The organism is Vibrio sp. sp1 (assembly GCF_016920955.1).
In the GTDB taxonomy this organism is placed as follows: domain Bacteria; phylum Pseudomonadota; class Gammaproteobacteria; order Enterobacterales; family Vibrionaceae; genus Vibrio; species Vibrio alginolyticus.
Genome location: NZ_CP060590.1, coordinates 1,485,765 through 1,503,963, shown reverse-complemented (window position 1 = coordinate 1,503,963; position 18,199 = coordinate 1,485,765). Strand labels below are relative to the sequence as shown.

Sequence of the window (18,199 nt, the reverse complement as noted above, 5' to 3'; positions counted from 1 at the left end):
TTTAATTCACGATTGACAAAGCTAAGTCTAAGTCGTTCAAAAATTGAACTTGTGAATGTGTCGTTTAAGTGAGAGTGATGAGCTCGACAAAAGTGAAGTGACGCGTGCTATTGTTTATTCTCTAATTTATTCGATTACATAAGGAAGGGTACATAGTAAAAATTGAAAAAATAATTCTATCGTGTGGATTAAAGTATATAAATAATAAAACTTCGAAATTAAAAGATAAGAGCGCCAGATATTAATTCATTAAATTTTTGAACATGAAAGTAAACTCTATCTATTATGTTTGGTTTGGTTTGGGTTGATTTGGTGTGAAAGCGCTCGTCTCATTAAGAAAAACGCTCAAAATTATTTAAGGACGGTTATGACAGCATTTAATAAAGTGTTTATTGTCACTCCCAATGTTAATGATTTTGCAATGTTGCAAGAGTCGCCATTGGAAATGTCTCTTCAAGTAACGGCAAGCAAACCTATCCAACTCTATGGAGAGTCTGTTAAAGCCAGTTGGAAAAGTATTGATATTGAATGGTTAGACGTTATGGGTGAAAAGCCATTGCCCAGGCCTGATATTGCAGCATGGGGATCTTTTACTCTTGCTGTATCCGCTTCTATTGCGGATAAGCTCGATGTGTTGAGCGAGAATGTCGAATTTTTACCATTAAATCTACAAGGAAAGCCTTGGCGAGCATTAAACATTGTCACTCAAATTGATGCCATTGATACCTCTGCTACCGAGTATAATCTTCGTCATGGTAAGCTAAGTCGTGCTAGACCGTTTAAGAAACTCGTTTTGAATAGAGAAGCCGTTAATGAATCTGACTTGTTCAGAGTAAAAGGTGCTGGGCTCAGAACGTTTTGCACGGACAAAAAAGGTGGCTTGTACGATAGCGTCAAAGCGCTGAATTTGACCGGTTTGGATTTCAAGGAAGTGCTGGTTTAAAAACGAATAAATAGTGATTTACTCAACTAAAGTCATAGAGATAGGTATGGGGGAACAAAAGCTGAGCATCTATCAATGAAGCTCATATACAGCCGCCACAGTTGTGACTGCTGTACGTCTCCCCTTAACTTATGTTCTTGAAACCCTAATTGAGCTGACCATGGACGCATCAAATCGACTGTCGTCATTTGCCGATTGCCACCACAAGCTCAATTGTTCTTTAGTCATTGGTTTACCAAATAAATAGCCTTGCATATAGTCGCAGCGGTATGCCGATAGCCATTCATGCATCATATTGTGTTCAATACCTTCTGCTGTAACCGTTTTATTTTGGGCATGGCATAGCTCAATAATAGGTTTGATCACATGGCCGTTGTTGGTGTTCATCAATGTAACGAGGAACTCTCGATCAAATTTGATTTTTTGAACCGGATACTGAACGAGCTGAGTTAACGATGTGTAACCAGAACCAAAGTCATCAATTGCAAGACGGTAGCCACGTTTTGATAGCTCATCAAGTAGAGCCGTGCCTTGTTGTTCTGCGGCAAAGGTTTCGGTTATTTCTATCTCAATACATTCTGGTTTAACACTGTGCAGTGTCGCTTGTTCATGGATGTAGTTTGCCATTTCTATCGAGTTTAGCTCTGCTGATGAAAGATTGACCGAAAGAACAATATCCTTACCGAAAATATTCCTTAATTGATGGTATTCCGCCGTTGCATTGGCGAAAACCCAGCGGTCAATTTTATCAAATAATCCGGCTTGCTCTGCAATTGGAATAAACTCCTTTGGGGGGATAGGGCCGATACCTTCGGCTTCCCAGCGCAACAAGACTTCTAACCCCTCAATTTCGTTGCTTCGATTGTTCATATAGGGTTGAAAAACAAGGTGGAATTCTTCCTCTACATTGCTTTTTCGGAGCGCACGTTCAAGCTGACTTCGTCTTTGAGACTCAATATTGAGAGCGGCTGAATAATAGGCGTATTGATTTTTCCCTGCCCGTTTTGCTTGATACATAGCCGCATCGGCACTGGAGAGTAACTTCGCGATGTCAGTACCGTCTTGAGGATATTGTGCAATACCTACGCTTGCCGTAACGGGAAATGAATTACTCCAAGATGAACTGAGATTACTAATCGGTTTTAGTAACTCTGATGCAAGCAAATCAGGCAAGCGTTTTACCTCTTGATTTGAGCTCAGCAAAATTGCAAATTCGTCACCAGACAACCTGGCGGCAAAGCAGGGGCTGTTGTAATCGTGCGAGAACTTTTGACAAGCATTCTTGATGTGTGATGAGAACACTTTTAATAAGTTATCTCCCAATTCATGCCCGTATTTATCATTCACGTATTTAAAGTTATCAAGATCGACGTAAACAACCCACAGAAACTGCGAAGGGGAGATAAGTTCACGAGTGGCAAGCTCATGAAAACGATGGCGATTGGCGAGTTGCGTCAGGTGATCCGTTTCAGCTAGGCGTTTTGTCTTTTTATAGATGACATTAAGTTCCTCATACATATCAAAAAAGCGTGCAGAGAGGCGTCCTATTTCATCGTTTGTTTCTAGCTTTTCAATATTGTCACGTTGATTAGATTCAAGTTCGTTCAGCTGCTTATCAAGGCGAGAAACAGGGCGCAACACATAGCGGTACAACACCAAAATGATTAATGTGATAGTGAAAAACGCCGCTACGCCAAAGGAGAAAGCAAGTTCTAGCCACACTTTATCGACTTTATTCCACATTAAATATTCGGCAGGAGAAAGCACGGCATAAAAGTGCGGCAGCAGCTCAATGGTTTGAGCGAGAGAAATATCAAGATAAATGGGTTTGTCGGCGAAAGTAATCACGCTGTGTGTGTCAAACTCGATTTCATGCTTAATCTCGTTAAAGGCTTCAAGTGATACGGAAACTACCACAAAAAACACATTTTTCGAGTCAAAGCTCAAAGGGTGAGTCCCCGTTCTTTTGTCGACGACCTCATATTGAAGAAGAATGCTTTGTCCACTGGAGTTATAAATAAAGCCAGTGTGACTGAAAGCCTCTCTCTCATTGAAACTTCGTGATATGTACTCTAACACCTTTGGGTCGACCACGCCCGATGATTCGTAATATTTGTTTTCTGTGTAGTAGAGAAGGTTTTGTTTGCCGTCGAGGATCGCCATGCTCGCATCGCCTTTGTAACCATGGCTCAATACTTCAGCGGTCTCGTCTAATCGGTTAAACAAGACTCGTTCACGATAGGGGTTGTTATGATTTACCAAATAGTCTTGTAATACATCACTTTTACTGAGCGTATAGGCATAGCTATTAAGAAAAATATTCGCTTGTCGAAACTGCCCGGCGAGCTTTTCCATCTGCAACTGAATATAGCTGTCTTCCCGCTTGATGAGCGTCACTTTTTGAATGCTATAAATAATATAGCTAGATACTAACGCGCTTAATAAGATCACTGGCGCGACAAGCAAAATGACTCTATTGCTTAACTTCATTATGGTTCTTAGTTTCCGTTTGTGTCCCTACAAACGTCGCGTACCAGGTAAGGTACTGAACGGATGATGTGTTTTGGCAAATTGTAACCAGATTGTAAGGTGAGCGTTCTCCAAAATCAGGCAGCTATCTAAGAATTGTGATGACGTGAAAGGTTTCGAGCTTATTAACTAGAGGTTTTCTCAGTAGTTGGACGTCTCTTTTCCTCCCTCCCTGTATAAAACCTAACTGTAATGACAGGGAAATACTGTCATCGAAACGTTTCGATGATAAAGTGTGACTTAAGTGCACTTTTCCTATTCAATGACAATTGAATTACAGATCATTCTCACACCTTATCGATCTCACACTGGTCAAATTGCGATGACGAATTATTATTTCATCGAAACGTTTCGATGAGTTTTCTGTTAATAACAAAACACTTTAAAACAGGCGCTCATGGTTGTATGAACGTGTAACCGAAAGGTCGATGAGATGAAAAAAAGTACCCTAATTAACTCAGATATTTCTTACTTGGTGGCGACGCTAGGCCACACCGACGAGATCACGATATGTGATGCTGGTCTACCAATCCCAGAGCATGTTCAGCGAATCGATTTGGCGCTAACGCATGGGGTACCAAGTTTTCTTGATACTGTTCGCGTAATTCTATCTGAGTCCCAAATCGAAGGGGTCATCATTGCGGAAGAGTTCTCTGATGCAAGCCCAGTTTTGCATGAAGCGTTGCTCAACGAACTGAGCAAAGAGAGTGAAGAAACGGGCAAATCTATTGAGGTGAGCTACGTGTCACATGAAGCGTTTAAAGCACGCACGGCCCAAAGTCGCGCTATCGTAAGAACGGGCGAATGCTCGCCATATGCGAACGTTATTTTCCAAGCGGGCGTGGTTTTTTAAGCCAGAGATATTGAGGACAGATTATGACTCAAGCCATTCTACAACTAAGCGAAATTGAGAAGGCGTTTCCGGGCGTAAAAGCACTCGACAAAGCAAGCCTGAATGTTTATCCAGGCCGTGTGATGGCGCTGATGGGTGAAAATGGAGCAGGCAAGTCAACGTTAATGAAGGTGTTGACAGGCATTTACCACATGGATGCGGGGAGCATTCAATATCAAGGTCAGCCGGCGGCCTTTAAAGGTCCACGCGATTCACAGGAAGCTGGTATTAGCATTATTCACCAAGAGCTGAACCTGATTCCTGAACTGACGATTGCCGAAAATATTTACTTGGGACGAGAGTTCACTGGCTCCTTAGGGCGTATCCAGTGGGGCAAAATGTATGACGAAGCTGACAAGCTTTTAAAACGTCTGAATGTAAAGCACTCATCAAAAACATTGCTTGGCGATTTAAGCCTTGGTGAACAACAAATGGTGGAAATTGCAAAGGCACTTTCGTTTGAGTCGAAAGTCATCATTATGGATGAGCCAACGGACGCATTGACCGATACCGAAACGGAATCACTGTTTAAAGTGATTAATGAGCTTCGTGCTCAAGGATGCGGCATCGTATACATCTCGCATCGTCTTAAAGAAATCTTTGAAATCTGTGATGATATTACGGTGCTTCGTGATGGTAAGTTTATCGGTGAGTGCAAGGTGTCCGACACTGATGAAGATGGCCTAATTGAAATGATGGTTGGCCGAAAATTAGAAGAGCAATATCCACGTATTGATGTCCAACATGGCGAAACTTGTCTTGAAGTCATTGGTTTGACTGGGTCTGGCGTTCAGGATGTGAGCTTTACTCTCAAGCGTGGTGAGATTCTTGGAATTTCTGGCTTGATGGGCGCAGGCCGCACTGAACTCATGAAAGTCATTTACGGCGCATTACCTAGTGAGCATGGTGTTATCAATCTTGATAACAAAACTATTAACCCGGTTAGCCCGCAAGATGGCTTGGCAAATGGTATCGCTTACATCTCTGAAGATCGCAAAGGCGATGGTTTGGTTTTAGGTCTTTCGGTTAAGGAGAACATGTCACTTTGTTCGCTAAACCAGCTGACCAAAGGCTTCCAGATTCAACACAGCGACGAAGTGATTGCTGTGGAAGATTTTATTAAGTTATTCAACATTAAAACCCCAACGCGAGATCAAATCATCGGCAACTTATCTGGTGGTAACCAGCAAAAAGTTGCGATAGCGAAAGGGTTAATGACGAAACCTAAAGTTCTGATTCTGGATGAGCCGACACGTGGTGTTGATGTCGGAGCAAAAAAAGAGATTTATCAGCTCATCAACAAGTTTAAGGCCGAAGGCATGAGCATCATCTTGGTTTCTTCCGAGATGCCTGAAGTGCTCGGCATGAGCGACCGTATTTTAGTGATGCATGAAGGTCGTATCACTGGCGAATTTGATGCGAAAGACGCCGATCAAGAAAAATTACTCGCCTGTGCCGTAGGCAAAGAGATCAATGAGGAAGCAGCATGAGTACGAATACCATGAGCAAACCAACCGAAACTGGCAACAAGAAGTTGTTCACAAAAGAGTGGCTGATTGAGCAAAAATCACTGATAGCTTTGATCTTTCTGATCGTTGTTGTGTCATTTTTGAACCCGAACTTTTTTACGGTCGACAACATTCTCAACATTCTTCGTCAAACCTCCGTGAATGCCATTATCGCAGTGGGTATGACATTAGTTATTTTAACAGCAGGCATCGACTTAAGTGTTGGTTCGGTATTGGCATTGTGTGGTGCCTTTGCGGCAAGCATGATTGCGCTTGAGGTTCCGGTGCTAGTGGCGGTTCCAACTGCTTTAGTCGCAGGTGCAGCGTTAGGTGCGATCAGCGGTATCATTATTGCGAAGGGTAAGGTGCAGGCATTTATCGCTACGCTGGTTACCATGACGTTACTACGTGGTGTGACCATGGTGTACACCGAAGGTCGACCAATCTCGACAGGCTTTACTGACACCGCAGATGCGTTTGCATGGTTTGGTACTGGCTACGCGCTAGGCATTCCGGTTCCTGTTTGGTTAATGGTGGTTGTGTTCGCAGCGGCTTGGTATTTACTTAACCACACGCGCTTTGGTCGCTATGTTTACGCACTAGGCGGCAACGAGTCTGCGACTCGCCTATCAGGTATCAATGTAGACCGAGTGAAGATTGGTGTCTACGCCATCTGCGGTATGCTAGCAGCGCTTGCAGGTATTATCGTAACGTCTCGTCTTTCTTCGGCGCAGCCAACAGCGGGTATGGGCTACGAGCTAGACGCTATCGCAGCGGTTGTTCTTGGCGGTACCAGCTTGATGGGCGGTAAAGGTCGTATCATGGGTACCTTGATTGGTGCGCTGATCATCGGTTTCTTGAACAATGCACTTAACCTACTTGATGTTTCTTCCTACTACCAAATGATTGCAAAAGCAGTGGTTATCTTGCTGGCGGTATTGGTAGACAACAAAAACAAGTAATTCATAACAATCTGTATATATAAAACAGTGAATACAAACCGAGTCAGGGGACGTGTACTGGCTCACCCTACACAAAGGACTAGAACGATGAAAAAACTTGCAACTCTTATCTCTGCTGCACTTCTTTCTTCAACCGTATCGGTAGCGGCGCAAGCTCAAGATACCATGGCGATTGTGGTTTCGACGCTAAACAACCCGTTCTTCGTAACGATGAAAGACGGTGCGGAAGCAAAAGCGAAAGAATTGGGGTACGACTTAATTGTACTGGACTCGCAAAATGACCCGAGTAAAGAACTGTCGAACATCGAGGATTTAAGTATTCGCGGCGTAAAAGCAATTCTTATCAACCCAACGGATTCTGATGCAGTGTCTAATGCAATTCGTATGGCGAACCGTTCTAAGATCCCTGTGTTGACATTAGACCGTGGTGCAAGCCGTGGTGAAGTCGTGAGTCACATCGCGTCGGACAACGTAATTGGTGGTGAAATGGCAGGCCACTACATCATGGAAAAAGTCGGCGAAAAAGCAAAAGTCATTCAACTTGAAGGTATTGCGGGCACATCGGCAGCGCGTGAGCGCGGTGAAGGCTTTATGAATGCCGTGAAGGGCAGCGATATGGATCTTCTTGCTAGCCAACCGGCTGACTTTGACCGCACGAAAGGTCTAAACGTAATGGAAAATCTGCTAGCGGCTAACCCGGATGTACAAGCGGTATTTGCACAGAATGATGAAATGGCGCTAGGTGCACTTCGCGCAGTTCAAGCTTCTGGCAAAGATGTCGTTATCGTTGGTTTTGATGGTACGGAAGACGGCATTGCAGCAGTTAACCGTGGCAAACTAGCGGCAACTATTGCTCAGCAACCAGACCTTATCGGTGCTTTAGGTGTTGAAACGGCTGACAAAGTTTTGAAAGGTGAAGAAGTAGAAGAGTACATCCCAGTACCACTAAAAGTAGTCACTAAGTAAGTTTTAAGTTCAATAAATCATCCTAATTTTTGCTCTCTCCTCCGTTTATATCTGTCGTTTAGGAGGTGAGGGCAAACTTACCCAAAATACTGCAAAGTGTGGGGTATAGATGCCTTTGGCTTTTTATCGAGACTCCTTCATCAGGAAGAGAAGTTAAAGTCATCTAATGTATTTTCCTAAACAGTTTTTAAAAAGGGTTCATTCAGAACCGAGGATAACCGTATGAATAAGTTAGTGGTGTTAGGTAGTGTAAACGCTGACCATGTTCTTCAAGTGCCTTCTTTCCCTCGCCCAGGCGAGACGCTGCATGGTCGCAACTATCAAGTTATCCCAGGTGGCAAAGGTGCCAACCAAGCCGTCGCGGCGGCGCGATTAAATGCAGACATAGGTTTTATCGCTTGTGTGGGCGACGACTCATTCGGCATTAACATTCGCGAAAACTTCAAAATGGACGGCATCGATATCACTGGTGTGAAGATGCAGCCAAATTGCCCGACAGGTATCGCGATGATTCAAGTGTCGGACAGTGGTGAGAACAGCATTTGCATTTCAGCTGAAGCAAACGCCAAACTGACAGCAGAAGCGATTGAGCCAGATTTAGAGCGTATTCGCCAAGCAGATTACTTGTTAATGCAATTGGAAACGCCGATGTGCGGCATTGAGAAAGCTGCGCGTGTAGCGAAAGATGCCAAAACCAATGTCATTCTGAACCCAGCGCCAGCTCGCGAACTGTCAGATGAATTACTGTCTTGCATTGACGTGATTACACCAAATGAAACGGAAGCTGAAGTTCTGACAGGTATTACTGTAACAGACAACGAAAGCGCGCAAGAAGCGGCGAATGAGCTACATGGTAAAGGTATAGAAATTGTCATGATCACACTCGGTGCAAAAGGCGTTTGGCTAAGCCAAAACGGTCGAGGCGAAATCATCTCGGGTTTCCGCGTTGAAGCGACGGATACTACCGCAGCGGGCGATACATTTAATGGGGCATTCGTCACTGGTCTCCTAGAAGATTTACCTTTAGAATCAGCGATTAAGTTTGCACATGCGGCGGCTGCAATTTCTGTGACCCGCTTTGGCGCGCAAACGTCGATTCCAACCCGCGAAGAGGTGGACGCGTTTCTCGCTGAACAATAAGGCGCACAATGCCTCATTAAAATAGGAGTAGTAACATGGCGACGATGAAAGACATCGCAAAACTGGCAGGGGTTTCCACTTCAACAGTGAGCCATGTTATTAACAAGACGCGTTTTGTGAGCGAAGAGATCTCTGAACGCGTTAACAATGCCGCAAAAGAGCTTAACTACTACGCGCCCTCTGCGTTGGCGCGTAGCCTCAAAGTTAATCGTACCAAAACCATTGGTATGCTCGTGACAACCTCAACCAACCCATTCTTTGGCGAAGTCGTAAAAGGCGTCGAACGCAGCTGCTACCAAAAAGGCTACAGCCTCATTTTATGTAACACCGAGGGTGATAACGAACGTATGCGTCAATCCATTAATACGCTATTGCAAAAGCGTGTCGATGGTTTGATTTTGATGTGTTCGTCGCTAGAAGGAGAGCGTATCGATGTATTTGAGCGTTACCCAGATATCCCAGTAGTGGTAATGGACTGGGGGCCGATGCTATTTACAAGTGATAAAATCCAAGACAACTCACTTCGTGGCGGTTACTTAGCGGCGAAATACTTAATTGATTGCGGCCATACCGAAATTGGGTGCATCACTGGCCCTTTGATTAAACACCAAGCGCAAATGCGATACGAAGGTTATAAGCGAGCAATGAACGAAGCGGGCTTGGAATTTAATGCCAATTGGATCATTGAATCGGACTTCGAATGTGAGGGTGGGTATCAAGCGTTCAAAAAAATGGCTCAGCGTGGCGCATTACCCAGCTCGATTTTCGTCTCTAACGATATGATGGCGATGGGTGTGATTAACGCCGCAAATGAGCTCGGTATTAAAGTGCCGGACGACCTGTCCATTATTGGTTACGATGACATCCATATCGCGAAATTTATGTCGCCATCGCTAACTACCATTCATCAGCCTAAGTACCGTTTGGGGCAGGCTGCCGTTGAGACTCTTGTCCGAGGACTGGACGACAAATCTAACGACGCTCAAGTCGTTCAACTGGAACCAACATTGGTTGTACGCAACAGTGTGACGAATTTCTCTTAATTAAAAACAAACGCATGGTTAACAAATTTAGTGCATATAATTTATAAAAAAATGGGCTAAAAAATAAATAAGCATGCAAAACAGATGTTCGAATTTATTAACTCAACATTTGAAAAGTGTGATTTTTTGCGAGTAACTCGAAAGATTTCGTGTCGATAGTGCTTAAAAAGCTTATTATTAATAAAGCCTATAATTAGATTTATAAATTATTGAGATGAATGGAAAATCTTTATGTTAGTTAAGAGATATGCACAGTATTCAGTAAAGAGGCCGTGGTTTCACCGTTTCAATATTTCACTAGTATTAACGGTGTTTGTCGTGAGTGTTTATGAACTACTTGCGAATGAAGAGTATGTATACTTGGCTGGCGTGGTGTTTACATTTGCTTCGACTTTACTGTTCGCGTCAGCATCGACGTTCAAAAAGCGCTACCTAGGACACGAGTCCTAGTTCATTTGGAATGAATAATTGAGATAAATAGGTACTTTCAAGTAAGTAATGAATCTGATTTATGATCGAGTGCATCAAGAGGAGGACAAATGTCCTCCTTTTTGTTGGGGATCACGCTCTAATATAAGCGTATTCCAAACAAAATAATAAAGGACATGTTATGGACCTCTTTGCCTTACTCGATATTAATAATACTCTCGTTAACATTCCGATCGGCGACGGCTACGCAATGAGTTGGATCGAAGCTTTCGGTACAGTTTTTGGACTGCTTTGCATTTGGTTGGCCAGCCAAGAAAAAACCATCAACTACTTATTCGGTTTGCTGAATGTCACGCTTTTTGCCGTTATCTTTTTTCAAATTCAGTTATACGGATTATTGCTTCTTCAATTGTTTTTCTTCTGTGCGAACATTTACGGCTGGTATGCGTGGACCCGTCCAAACGCACAAGGTGAAACGCTGGAAGTTCGCTGGTTAAATAAACAGAAACTTATTACTACTGCCTCTATTAGCGTTGCATGTATCGCATTATTAACGATCTATATCGACCCATTTTTCTTTGCGCTAGCAAACATTGCTGTTGATAGCTTGAATCTCTTTGGTGCTGGCTTGGCTGAACCGGTGCTTGAGCCTGACGCGTTCCCGTTCTGGGATGCAACCATGACAGTGCTTTCTGTGGTTGCACAAATTCTGATGACACGTAAATACGTCGAAAACTGGATTCTATGGGTCGTGATTAACATTATCAGTGTGGGTATCTACGCGACGCAAGGTGTTTACGCAATGTCTGTTCAGTACGCGATTCTTATGTTCATCGCTGCCAATGGCACGCGTGAGTGGGCTCGTAGCGCTAAGCGCAATGGCGATAAAACCTTAGCGCACGCTGCTGCGTAAGGAACGAAAAATGGCCAAACAACCTCATATCGGAGTGGATGAAACACAAATCGCTCCCCTCGTTATTGTATGCGGCGAGCCAGATCGAGCGAATCGTATCGCGGCATTATTTGATGATGCAGAAATGGTGTCGGAAAACCGCGAGTACCGTGTGTTTACCGGCAACTACAAAGGCAAACCTGTTTCAGTATGTAGTACAGGTATAGGTGCGCCATCGATGATCATCGCAGTGGAAGAGCTAAAACAGTGCGGTGTGACTCATGTGGTACGCGTTGGATCGGCGGGGGCAATGCAATCAGGCATTCATCTTGGCGAGTTGATCATTGCCGAAGGCGCGGTAAGAGATGAGGGCGGCTCTAAAGCGTATGTCGATTCGTCTTATCCAGCCTACGCAAGCTTTTCACTGTTAAAGGAAGTTGAGCGTTACTTGTCGATGCAAAAAGTACATTATCATTTTGGTGTGGTGCGTTCTCACGACAGTTTCTATACCGATGACGAAGATGCAATATGCCAACATTGGAACAAGAAAGGCATCTTAGGTGCCGATATGGAAACCTCTGCGCTGTTTACGGTCGGTCGACTACGAGGCCTTCATGTGGCTTCGATATTAAACAACGTGGTGCTGTATCAACAAGATGTGAAAGAAGGTGTTGGTCAGTACGTTGATGAAGCCAAAGTAATGATGCAAGGTGAGAAGAGTGCCGCGATTACGGCATTAGAAGCCTTGGTTGCTCAGCGTTAGCCAGTCTCTATCTCAGTAAGTCACATAAACAGAATAGATGTAAAGCGACAGGTCACTGTCGCTTTTTTATTTGGAGTTACGGGGTACAATCCACCTTAAATAGTTGTCCGTAACTTTTTCTGAGAGAGCAGAAAATGAAAATCAGCCCTTATCCGACTGGTCGCTTCAAAACATACCTTGAAGAAAAGAGTGCCACCTTTCGCGATTTGATTTATCAATGCCATATAAATTCGCGTTACTTTGATGCTGGGGAAGCAATTCTCCGCCAAGGTGAGCAACTTCAGTACTTGTATGTTGTGCCAGTAGGTCGAGTCTCGATGAACATATTGGCCGCAAATGGACGACGTTTTCAATTAGGGGAAGCTAACTGCGACTATCATATTTATGGTGAAATGGAGTTCTTCACTCAGACTCCTTGTCAATGGAATGTGATAGCAGATGAACATATGCAGGTTGATGTTATCTGTATCCAAAAACTAACCGAAGCACTGCAAAATCATCCCCAAATGATGGTGTTCTTCGCTTCAGCATTGGCTGAGGATTATCAAGACTCCATGGATATCTACACTAATCGTTTGTTGCATCCCATTACTTACAACATTGCCTATGATCTTCTCGTCCGTAATCAGACGGATAAGTTGCTTGGTGGTTTTGATAAAGTGAACCAAGAGGCTGAGCGGTTTGGTACCTCAGGCCGAGTCTATCGACGTGCAGTTAAGGACTTGATTGAAAAGGGATTGATTACAAAAACGGACAACGGTTTGGAGATTATTGATGAGCTGGCACTCAAAGCGTTTATTGAAGCGCATGAATGATACGCCCAGGTATTGGAACTGATGGGTTTTATAAGTCTTTGATATATCTAAGTCTTGAGTAAACGTAACTAATGTAAAGTACCTTAAATTTTGTTGAATGCATTAAAGAGTAGCGTTATATTGCGAACGCGTATGATAATAGATCTCATTAAGGCTTAACAAAATGAAAAAATTCGTCGGTGCGGCTATGCTGTCGTTATTTACTGTTTCTCCTTCTTTCGCTGCTAAAGTTGTGATTGACCACTACATGGGTCAAACAGAGCTAGAACAATCCCCAGAGCGTGTGGTTGTGATTGGCTTTGGCCCGCTAGATGCGCTGGACAACTTTGGTATCGATCCTGTTGCAGTATCTAACTCTTCTAATCTTCCTAGTTACCTTTCAAAATACAGCAAAGATAACTACACCTCTGCGGGTAGTTTGTTTGAACCTGATTTTGAAACCATCTACATGCAAAAACCGGATTTGATTTTGGTTGGTCCGCGAGCGTCTGCGAAATATGAAGAGCTGAGTGAAATTGCCCCTACAGTTGTTTTTGCGGCGAAAGAGAACCAAGGCTATTGGGAAGGCACGCAAGCGCAATGGCGCAATATTGGTAAGATCTTCAATATCGAAGAAAAAGTAGAGCAGAAAATTGAAGCGCTAGATGCTCAATTCAAAGCAATCCGTGACTACAACCAATCGAACAAAAATGATGCATTAACGATTTTGAGCATGGGTGACAACATCAGCGCGTTTGGTGCCCAGTCGCGATTTGGCGTCATTTATAACGACTTTGGCTTCTTGGAAACGGTTGAGCACGTGAAAACGGGCACTCACGGAGATGTCATTTCTTATGAGTTTATTCGTGAAGCTAACCCGAAAAATATTCTCGTGGTTGACCGAAATTCTCTGACAGGTACGCCGGATAACGATATTCGTAAATCCATGGATAACGACTTAGTCAAAGCTACTGCGGCATATAAAAATCATAAAATCACTTATTTAGATGTGGACGCGTGGTACTTGTCGATGTCTGGTGTGACAGCAACAGAAAAAATGGTCAGTGAGATAAAGCAAACCGTTGAACTGTAATCCAAGATAGCAGAGGTTAACTTTGAAGAAGTTATTGCTAACCCTTGTGGTTTTAAGCACGGTTTCGTTATTTGTTGGGGTGGCAAACATGACGCCCCAACAACTCTTTTCAGGTGATGAGAAAGCATTAGAGCTTTTCTTTACCAGCCGTATACCACGTTTATTTGCCATACTGCTTGCTGGTGCTGGCTTGAGTATTGCGGGACTTGTCATGCAGCAAATCAGCCAGAACCGATTTGCTGCACCTTCTACAACCGGTACGATCGAATGTGCCATGTTGGGCTACGTACTGAGCGTGGTTTTCTTTGGTAATGATAATCACCTTTGGCTCGTGTTCGGCATCTCGGTATTTGGGACGCTGGCGTTTGTTTTCTTTATTCAGCGCATTCAATTTAAGAGCGTGGTTTTTGTGCCACTTGTCGGGATTATTTTCGGCAATGTCATCCAATCCATGACTACGTTTATCGCTTACAAATATGATGCACTTCAAAGTCTGAATGCTTGGACAGTCGCAAACTTCGCCAACATCTTGCGTGGTGATTTTGAACTGCTGTACATCGCGGTACCAATGGTTATCCTCAGCTATCTTTTTGCCGCAAGGATCTCTGCCGTAGGTATCGGAAAAGATTTCGCGATTAACTTGGGTTTGAATTATCAGCAGGTTGTGACGATTGGCGTGCTATTGGTGTCCATCATGTCAGCAAGTGTCGTGATGATTGTTGGCCAGTTGCCATTCTTAGGGCTGATTGTACCGAATCTCGTGAGTCACTTTTATGGCGATAACCTCAAAAAGAACATTCCGCTTACGGCCATGTATGGGGCCATTTTAGTGTTGTGTTGCGATTTGGTGAGTCGTTTAATTATTTTCCCTCATGAAATGCCAATCTCTATCGTGATTAGCATATTGGGTGGCGTGGTATTCATCGCAATGTTGTTGCGAGGTAAGCAACATGCGTGATTCAACGAAAATCCTGCTGCTAGGTGGCATTGCGATTCTTTTCGCGTGTCTGTTTATTGGTATTGGGCTAACGGCTGACAACTACCAATATTTTTTGTCTCGTAGAGTTCCTAAAGTATTGGCGATAGTGCTAGCGGGTGTGGCCATTGCTCAGTCTTCACTTGTATTTCAAACCATTACGCACAACCGAATTTTAACGCCAAGTATCATGGGTTTTGATGCGCTGTATGTGTTAACCCAAATTTTGATCGTGTTGATTTTTGGTGGGTTGAGTACCTTAGTTCTTAACTTGTACGTCAATTTCGCGATTGCAGTAATTGTAATGGTGTCGTTTTCGCTACTGCTGTTTGGGTTTTACTTTTCAAAAGGAAGCAAGAACTTGATTACGTTGCTATTGGTCGGCTTGATCTTTGGTCAGCTATTTTCCAATGCGGCGTCATTCTTTTCTTTGCTGATGGACCCAAACACATATGCAATTGTTCAGTCGAAACTGTACGCCAGTTTCAATAATGTCAAAGTGAACTTGGTTTACTTTAGTGCTCCGGCTTTGATGTTTGCATGTTGGTTGTTGTTTAGGATGCATCGCACTTTAGATGTGTTTTGGCTCGACCAAGACAATGCGAAAAGCTTGGGTGTTGATGTACCTAAAGTGACGAGAAATGTGTTTATTATCTCGGCGGTTTTGATTGCTATTTCTACGGCTTTGGTAGGGCCAATCATGTTCTTTGGTTTACTAGTGACCAACTTAAGCCGAGAAATGTTCCGAAGTTACCAACATAAAACGCTATTGGTCGGATGTTCGTTTCTATCCATCAGTTCATTACTTGCTGGGCAATGGATAATCGAAAACGTGTTCAGTTTTGAGACGACGTTGAGTGTCGTAATTAACTTTATCGGCGGTGCGTATTTCTTATACCTGCTGCTGAAAAACAAAGTTGTATAAATATGATAGTAATAGACAAATTAACGAAGGCTTTCGGTTCAAACAAAGTCGTAGACGAGGCCAATACTCAGTTTGAAAAGGGCAAGGTAACATCGATTATCGGTCCAAATGGCGCGGGAAAGAGCACGCTGTTATCTATGGCCTCGCGCTTAACGGAGCGAGATGGCGGTAGTGTTATCATTGATTGCAAGGAAATCGCGGAATGGGACACAAAAGAGCTAGCGAAAAAACTGGCAGTACTTCGCCAAGCTAACTCGATTACAATGCGGTTTACCGTAAAAGAGTTAGTCTCTTTTGGTCGTTTCCCATACTCTAAAGGAAATCTGACTAAAGAAGATCATGAGGTCATAGAACAAGCGATCGACTACTTAGATTTGCAAGATATTCAAGACAAATACTTGGATGAATTAAGTGGTGGTCAGCGACAGCTTGCATTTATTGCTATGGTGATTGCACAAGATACAGATTATGTCTTTCTTGATGAACCTCTTAATAACTTAGATATCAAACACTCTCTTCAGATCATGAAAGTTGTGCAGCAGTTAGCCCATGACATGAATAAAGCCATGGTGGTCGTGATTCATGATATTAATTTCGCGGCGTGTTACTCAGATGTCATATTGGCGCTTAAGAAAGGTAAAGTTGTGGCGAGTGGTGCGGTTGAAGATGTTATTCAAGCGTCTACGCTAGAGGACATCTATGAAACGCCATTTAACATCATAGAGTTAAACGGTAAGCGCATGTGTACTTATCATTAAGCGAGCTAGTTCGTTTTTAACGAGATCAATAGATAGGCGGGCTTACTTGGTGAGCTCGTCTATGATTGGGCATCGGCTCTCTGCATCTCCAGGACAAGAAGAAACCCAACCTTCAAGTTGCGTTTTGATCTCCATGAGGTGTGCAATTTTTTCTTCAACCTCTCTCAGTTTGTCCATGGTTCTTGCTTTTACTTCGCTACTTTTGCGGTTAGGGTTATGAGCAAGTTGTACGAACTCTTTGCATTCTTGCAACGAAAAGCCTGCGCTTTTTGCGCGTGATACCAAGTTAAGCTCTTGAATATGATTATCTGAATATTCGCGATAGCCAGAGTCGCTGCGCGCTGGTGGAGATATGATCCCTTTGTCTTCATATAATCGAATCGACTTAGATGAAAGCCCTGTGAGCTTCGCGACAGCACCAATATTCATGTTTAACCTCCAAAACGTTTAAGGCGAGTATATACCGATGTTGTGGATAAGACACTCCTAAATAACAGTCAGTTACCTAGAGTCCCCATACTCTTTAATCACTTCATGTGGTGGCACACCAAATGCCTTTTTGAAGGCATAAGTGAAGTTAGAAGGGTGGTGGTATCCGGCTTCATAGGCGGCTTCTGTTATCGTCACTAGGCCACGTTCCAAATGTTGCCTAGCAATCTCAAGACGTCGAAAACGAATGTAGCCGTTTATGGTCATATTAAGTGATTGTTTAAATCGGCGCTGCAGGTTTGAAACACTCATTGAGAATTGGCTCGCCAACTTTTCCAAGCGTAGTTCTTGATCAAGGTGAGTTTCAATATAGCTGACAATATCCTCAATCCGACCATCAATGTGTCGTTTAATACTGCTGTTTTTAGCACTGAAATTCTTAGGAATTTGCTTGGTGGCTTGATGTAATATTTGATAGATCAAGCTTTCGACCTCTAGCTTCTCTTGGAACTCTTGCGGTGTTTCTCTATTTGTTAACGTTTCAGCCAGCTCGCATAGCGTCTGGTTAAGCTCCAACTGTTGAAACGCCTGATGAGAGTTAAAAAAGGCTCGATGACTACAATTTTGCTCAAGGCGGGCCTCTAGCCATTGGGGCTTAACCAATATGTTGATCTTATTAATGAGGTTATCTTTGAGCAGTGAACGACGAAAATTTGCAGGTTTGAGTAAGTTCACCACTACACCCTTAGGGCCGTCGCTCGCGTCTAAATCAAATTGCAAATCGTCGTAGCCAAACGAGAGTCTACCTTCTAAAAGAATAGTGACCAGCAGTGAGGCGTGTGCAGTAGAAACAATATTCGAATCAATAAGTTCTAGACAACGCCCGCCATGAACAAAAATTTGATCATTGTACTGATATGATAGGAACTTACCTTCGGCCAGTTGAGTTTGACAAGGTTGGCCTTGCGTGACAATCCATTGTTTCTCTGTCGCCTCTAGTCTTTGGGTTAAAGCTATCTTGGCAATTTTAGTTCGTTTTGTTGTGACTTCCTGCATTTGACACTTCCTCATAACACTTGTGCGATTTCGCATAACCAAATCGCCTTTGTATTTATAAAACTCATGTTTATTATACCTGAGAATTATTATCATTAATA

General features: G+C 43.3%; 18 protein-coding genes. 15 read left to right on the top strand and 3 right to left on the bottom strand.

Features of this window, described 5'->3' with window-relative positions:
* Nucleotides 1–367 precede the first annotated feature (367 nt).
* Nucleotides 368–943: a DUF1629 domain-containing protein gene (locus H9L11_RS22070; RefSeq protein ID WP_017635389.1), complete on the top strand. Its 576-nt coding sequence runs from the start codon at nucleotides 368–370 to the stop codon at nucleotides 941–943.
* 129 nt (nucleotides 944–1,072) lie between these two features.
* Here the strand turns inward: H9L11_RS22070 and H9L11_RS22065 are convergent, their stop codons facing one another.
* Nucleotides 1,073–3,433, bottom strand: coding sequence for an EAL domain-containing protein (locus H9L11_RS22065; RefSeq protein WP_033906465.1), 2,361 nt, complete (start codon nucleotides 3,431–3,433; stop codon nucleotides 1,073–1,075).
* Nucleotides 3,434–3,905: 472 nt separating this feature from the next.
* Here H9L11_RS22065 and rbsD point away from each other — a divergent pair, with 472 nt between their 5' ends.
* From rbsD to vctC, 14 genes are all read left to right on the top strand, one after another.
* Entirely contained in the window at nucleotides 3,906–4,325 is a 420-nt protein-coding gene (gene rbsD, locus H9L11_RS22060; RefSeq protein ID WP_005382620.1) for a D-ribose pyranase, read from the top strand.
* Between the two features lie 23 nt (nucleotides 4,326–4,348).
* Nucleotides 4,349–5,854, top strand: coding sequence for a ribose ABC transporter ATP-binding protein RbsA (rbsA, locus tag H9L11_RS22055; RefSeq protein WP_025767874.1), 1,506 nt, complete (start codon nucleotides 4,349–4,351; stop codon nucleotides 5,852–5,854).
* On the top strand, nucleotides 5,851–6,834 hold the full coding sequence (gene rbsC / locus H9L11_RS22050; RefSeq protein WP_005382618.1) for a ribose ABC transporter permease: 984 nt from the start codon (nucleotides 5,851–5,853) through the stop codon (nucleotides 6,832–6,834). The genes rbsA and rbsC overlap by 4 nt, the downstream gene beginning before the upstream one ends.
* 87 nt (nucleotides 6,835–6,921) lie before the next feature.
* Nucleotides 6,922–7,800 (top strand): ribose ABC transporter substrate-binding protein RbsB, encoded by an 879-nt coding sequence (gene rbsB / locus H9L11_RS22045; RefSeq protein WP_005373143.1) that lies wholly within the window; start codon nucleotides 6,922–6,924, stop codon nucleotides 7,798–7,800.
* A 222-nt stretch (nucleotides 7,801–8,022) separates the two neighbouring features.
* The gene (gene rbsK / locus H9L11_RS22040) at nucleotides 8,023–8,940 is read left to right on the top strand and encodes a ribokinase (protein ID WP_053304494.1); all 918 of its coding nucleotides are present in this window, start codon (nucleotides 8,023–8,025) and stop codon (nucleotides 8,938–8,940) included.
* Between the two features lie 35 nt (nucleotides 8,941–8,975).
* Entirely contained in the window at nucleotides 8,976–9,983 is a 1,008-nt protein-coding gene (locus H9L11_RS22035) for a substrate-binding domain-containing protein (RefSeq protein WP_053304493.1), read from the top strand.
* A gap of 231 nt (nucleotides 9,984–10,214) precedes the next feature.
* Complete coding sequence (locus H9L11_RS22030; protein ID WP_005499106.1) at nucleotides 10,215–10,433, top strand: hypothetical protein; 219 nt, start codon at nucleotides 10,215–10,217, stop codon at nucleotides 10,431–10,433.
* Nucleotides 10,434–10,593: 160 nt separating this feature from the next.
* Nucleotides 10,594–11,325, top strand: a complete 732-nt coding sequence (pnuC, locus tag H9L11_RS22025; protein WP_064376632.1) for a nicotinamide riboside transporter PnuC — start codon at nucleotides 10,594–10,596, stop codon at nucleotides 11,323–11,325.
* A gap of 10 nt (nucleotides 11,326–11,335) precedes the next feature.
* A complete protein-coding gene (locus H9L11_RS22020; protein WP_017635382.1) occupies nucleotides 11,336–12,067 on the top strand; it encodes a nucleoside phosphorylase in 732 nt (243 codons plus the stop codon).
* A 134-nt stretch (nucleotides 12,068–12,201) separates the two neighbouring features.
* A complete protein-coding gene (locus tag H9L11_RS22015) occupies nucleotides 12,202–12,882 on the top strand; it encodes a Crp/Fnr family transcriptional regulator (RefSeq protein ID WP_064376631.1) in 681 nt (226 codons plus the stop codon).
* 163 nt (nucleotides 12,883–13,045) lie between these two features.
* Complete coding sequence (locus H9L11_RS22010) at nucleotides 13,046–13,954, top strand: siderophore ABC transporter substrate-binding protein (RefSeq protein ID WP_005376635.1); 909 nt, start codon at nucleotides 13,046–13,048, stop codon at nucleotides 13,952–13,954.
* 22 nt (nucleotides 13,955–13,976) lie between these two features.
* Nucleotides 13,977–14,912 carry an iron chelate uptake ABC transporter permease subunit VctD gene (vctD, locus tag H9L11_RS22005; protein WP_017820306.1) on the top strand — a complete coding sequence of 312 codons (936 nt, stop codon included), beginning with the start codon at nucleotides 13,977–13,979 and terminating at the stop codon, nucleotides 14,910–14,912.
* Nucleotides 14,905–15,855, top strand: a complete 951-nt coding sequence (gene vctG, locus H9L11_RS22000; RefSeq protein ID WP_005376631.1) for an iron chelate uptake ABC transporter permease subunit VctG — start codon at nucleotides 14,905–14,907, stop codon at nucleotides 15,853–15,855. The genes vctD and vctG overlap by 8 nt, the downstream gene beginning before the upstream one ends.
* Before the next feature lie 2 nt (nucleotides 15,856–15,857).
* Nucleotides 15,858–16,613: an iron chelate ABC transporter ATP-binding protein VctC gene (vctC, locus tag H9L11_RS21995; RefSeq protein ID WP_025767868.1), complete on the top strand. Its 756-nt coding sequence runs from the start codon at nucleotides 15,858–15,860 to the stop codon at nucleotides 16,611–16,613.
* A gap of 42 nt (nucleotides 16,614–16,655) precedes the next feature.
* Here the strand turns inward: vctC and cueR are convergent, their stop codons facing one another.
* A complete protein-coding gene (gene cueR, locus H9L11_RS21990; protein ID WP_005376627.1) occupies nucleotides 16,656–17,042 on the bottom strand; it encodes a Cu(I)-responsive transcriptional regulator in 387 nt (128 codons plus the stop codon).
* Between the two features lie 72 nt (nucleotides 17,043–17,114).
* The gene (locus tag H9L11_RS21985) at nucleotides 17,115–18,098 is read right to left on the bottom strand and encodes an AraC family transcriptional regulator (protein WP_171345629.1); all 984 of its coding nucleotides are present in this window, start codon (nucleotides 18,096–18,098) and stop codon (nucleotides 17,115–17,117) included.
* Nucleotides 18,099–18,199 lie beyond the last annotated feature (101 nt).

Excerpts from the sequence above, each read along its gene's own strand:
- rbsB (WP_005373143.1), top strand. The coding sequence starts at position 6,922 with ATGAAAAAACTTGCAACTCTTATCTCTGCTGCACTTCTTTCTTCAACC.
- H9L11_RS22065 (WP_033906465.1), bottom strand. The coding sequence starts at position 3,433 with ATGAAGTTAAGCAATAGAGTCATTTTGCTTGTCGCGCCAGTGATCTTA.
- H9L11_RS21985 (WP_171345629.1), bottom strand. The coding sequence starts at position 18,098 with ATGCAGGAAGTCACAACAAAACGAACTAAAATTGCCAAGATAGCTTTA.
- H9L11_RS22015 (WP_064376631.1), top strand. The coding sequence starts at position 12,202 with ATGAAAATCAGCCCTTATCCGACTGGTCGCTTCAAAACATACCTTGAA.
- H9L11_RS22030 (WP_005499106.1), top strand. The coding sequence starts at position 10,215 with ATGTTAGTTAAGAGATATGCACAGTATTCAGTAAAGAGGCCGTGGTTT.
- vctC (WP_025767868.1), top strand. The coding sequence starts at position 15,858 with ATGATAGTAATAGACAAATTAACGAAGGCTTTCGGTTCAAACAAAGTC.
- rbsC (WP_005382618.1), top strand. The coding sequence starts at position 5,851 with ATGAGTACGAATACCATGAGCAAACCAACCGAAACTGGCAACAAGAAG.
- rbsK (WP_053304494.1), top strand. The coding sequence starts at position 8,023 with ATGAATAAGTTAGTGGTGTTAGGTAGTGTAAACGCTGACCATGTTCTT.
- vctG (WP_005376631.1), top strand. The coding sequence starts at position 14,905 with ATGCGTGATTCAACGAAAATCCTGCTGCTAGGTGGCATTGCGATTCTT.
- cueR (WP_005376627.1), bottom strand. The coding sequence starts at position 17,042 with ATGAATATTGGTGCTGTCGCGAAGCTCACAGGGCTTTCATCTAAGTCG.
- H9L11_RS22020 (WP_017635382.1), top strand. The coding sequence starts at position 11,336 with ATGGCCAAACAACCTCATATCGGAGTGGATGAAACACAAATCGCTCCC.
- H9L11_RS22070 (WP_017635389.1), top strand. The coding sequence starts at position 368 with ATGACAGCATTTAATAAAGTGTTTATTGTCACTCCCAATGTTAATGAT.
- H9L11_RS22035 (WP_053304493.1), top strand. The coding sequence starts at position 8,976 with ATGGCGACGATGAAAGACATCGCAAAACTGGCAGGGGTTTCCACTTCA.
- rbsA (WP_025767874.1), top strand. The coding sequence starts at position 4,349 with ATGACTCAAGCCATTCTACAACTAAGCGAAATTGAGAAGGCGTTTCCG.
- pnuC (WP_064376632.1), top strand. The coding sequence starts at position 10,594 with ATGGACCTCTTTGCCTTACTCGATATTAATAATACTCTCGTTAACATT.
- H9L11_RS22010 (WP_005376635.1), top strand. The coding sequence starts at position 13,046 with ATGAAAAAATTCGTCGGTGCGGCTATGCTGTCGTTATTTACTGTTTCT.
- rbsD (WP_005382620.1), top strand. The coding sequence starts at position 3,906 with ATGAAAAAAAGTACCCTAATTAACTCAGATATTTCTTACTTGGTGGCG.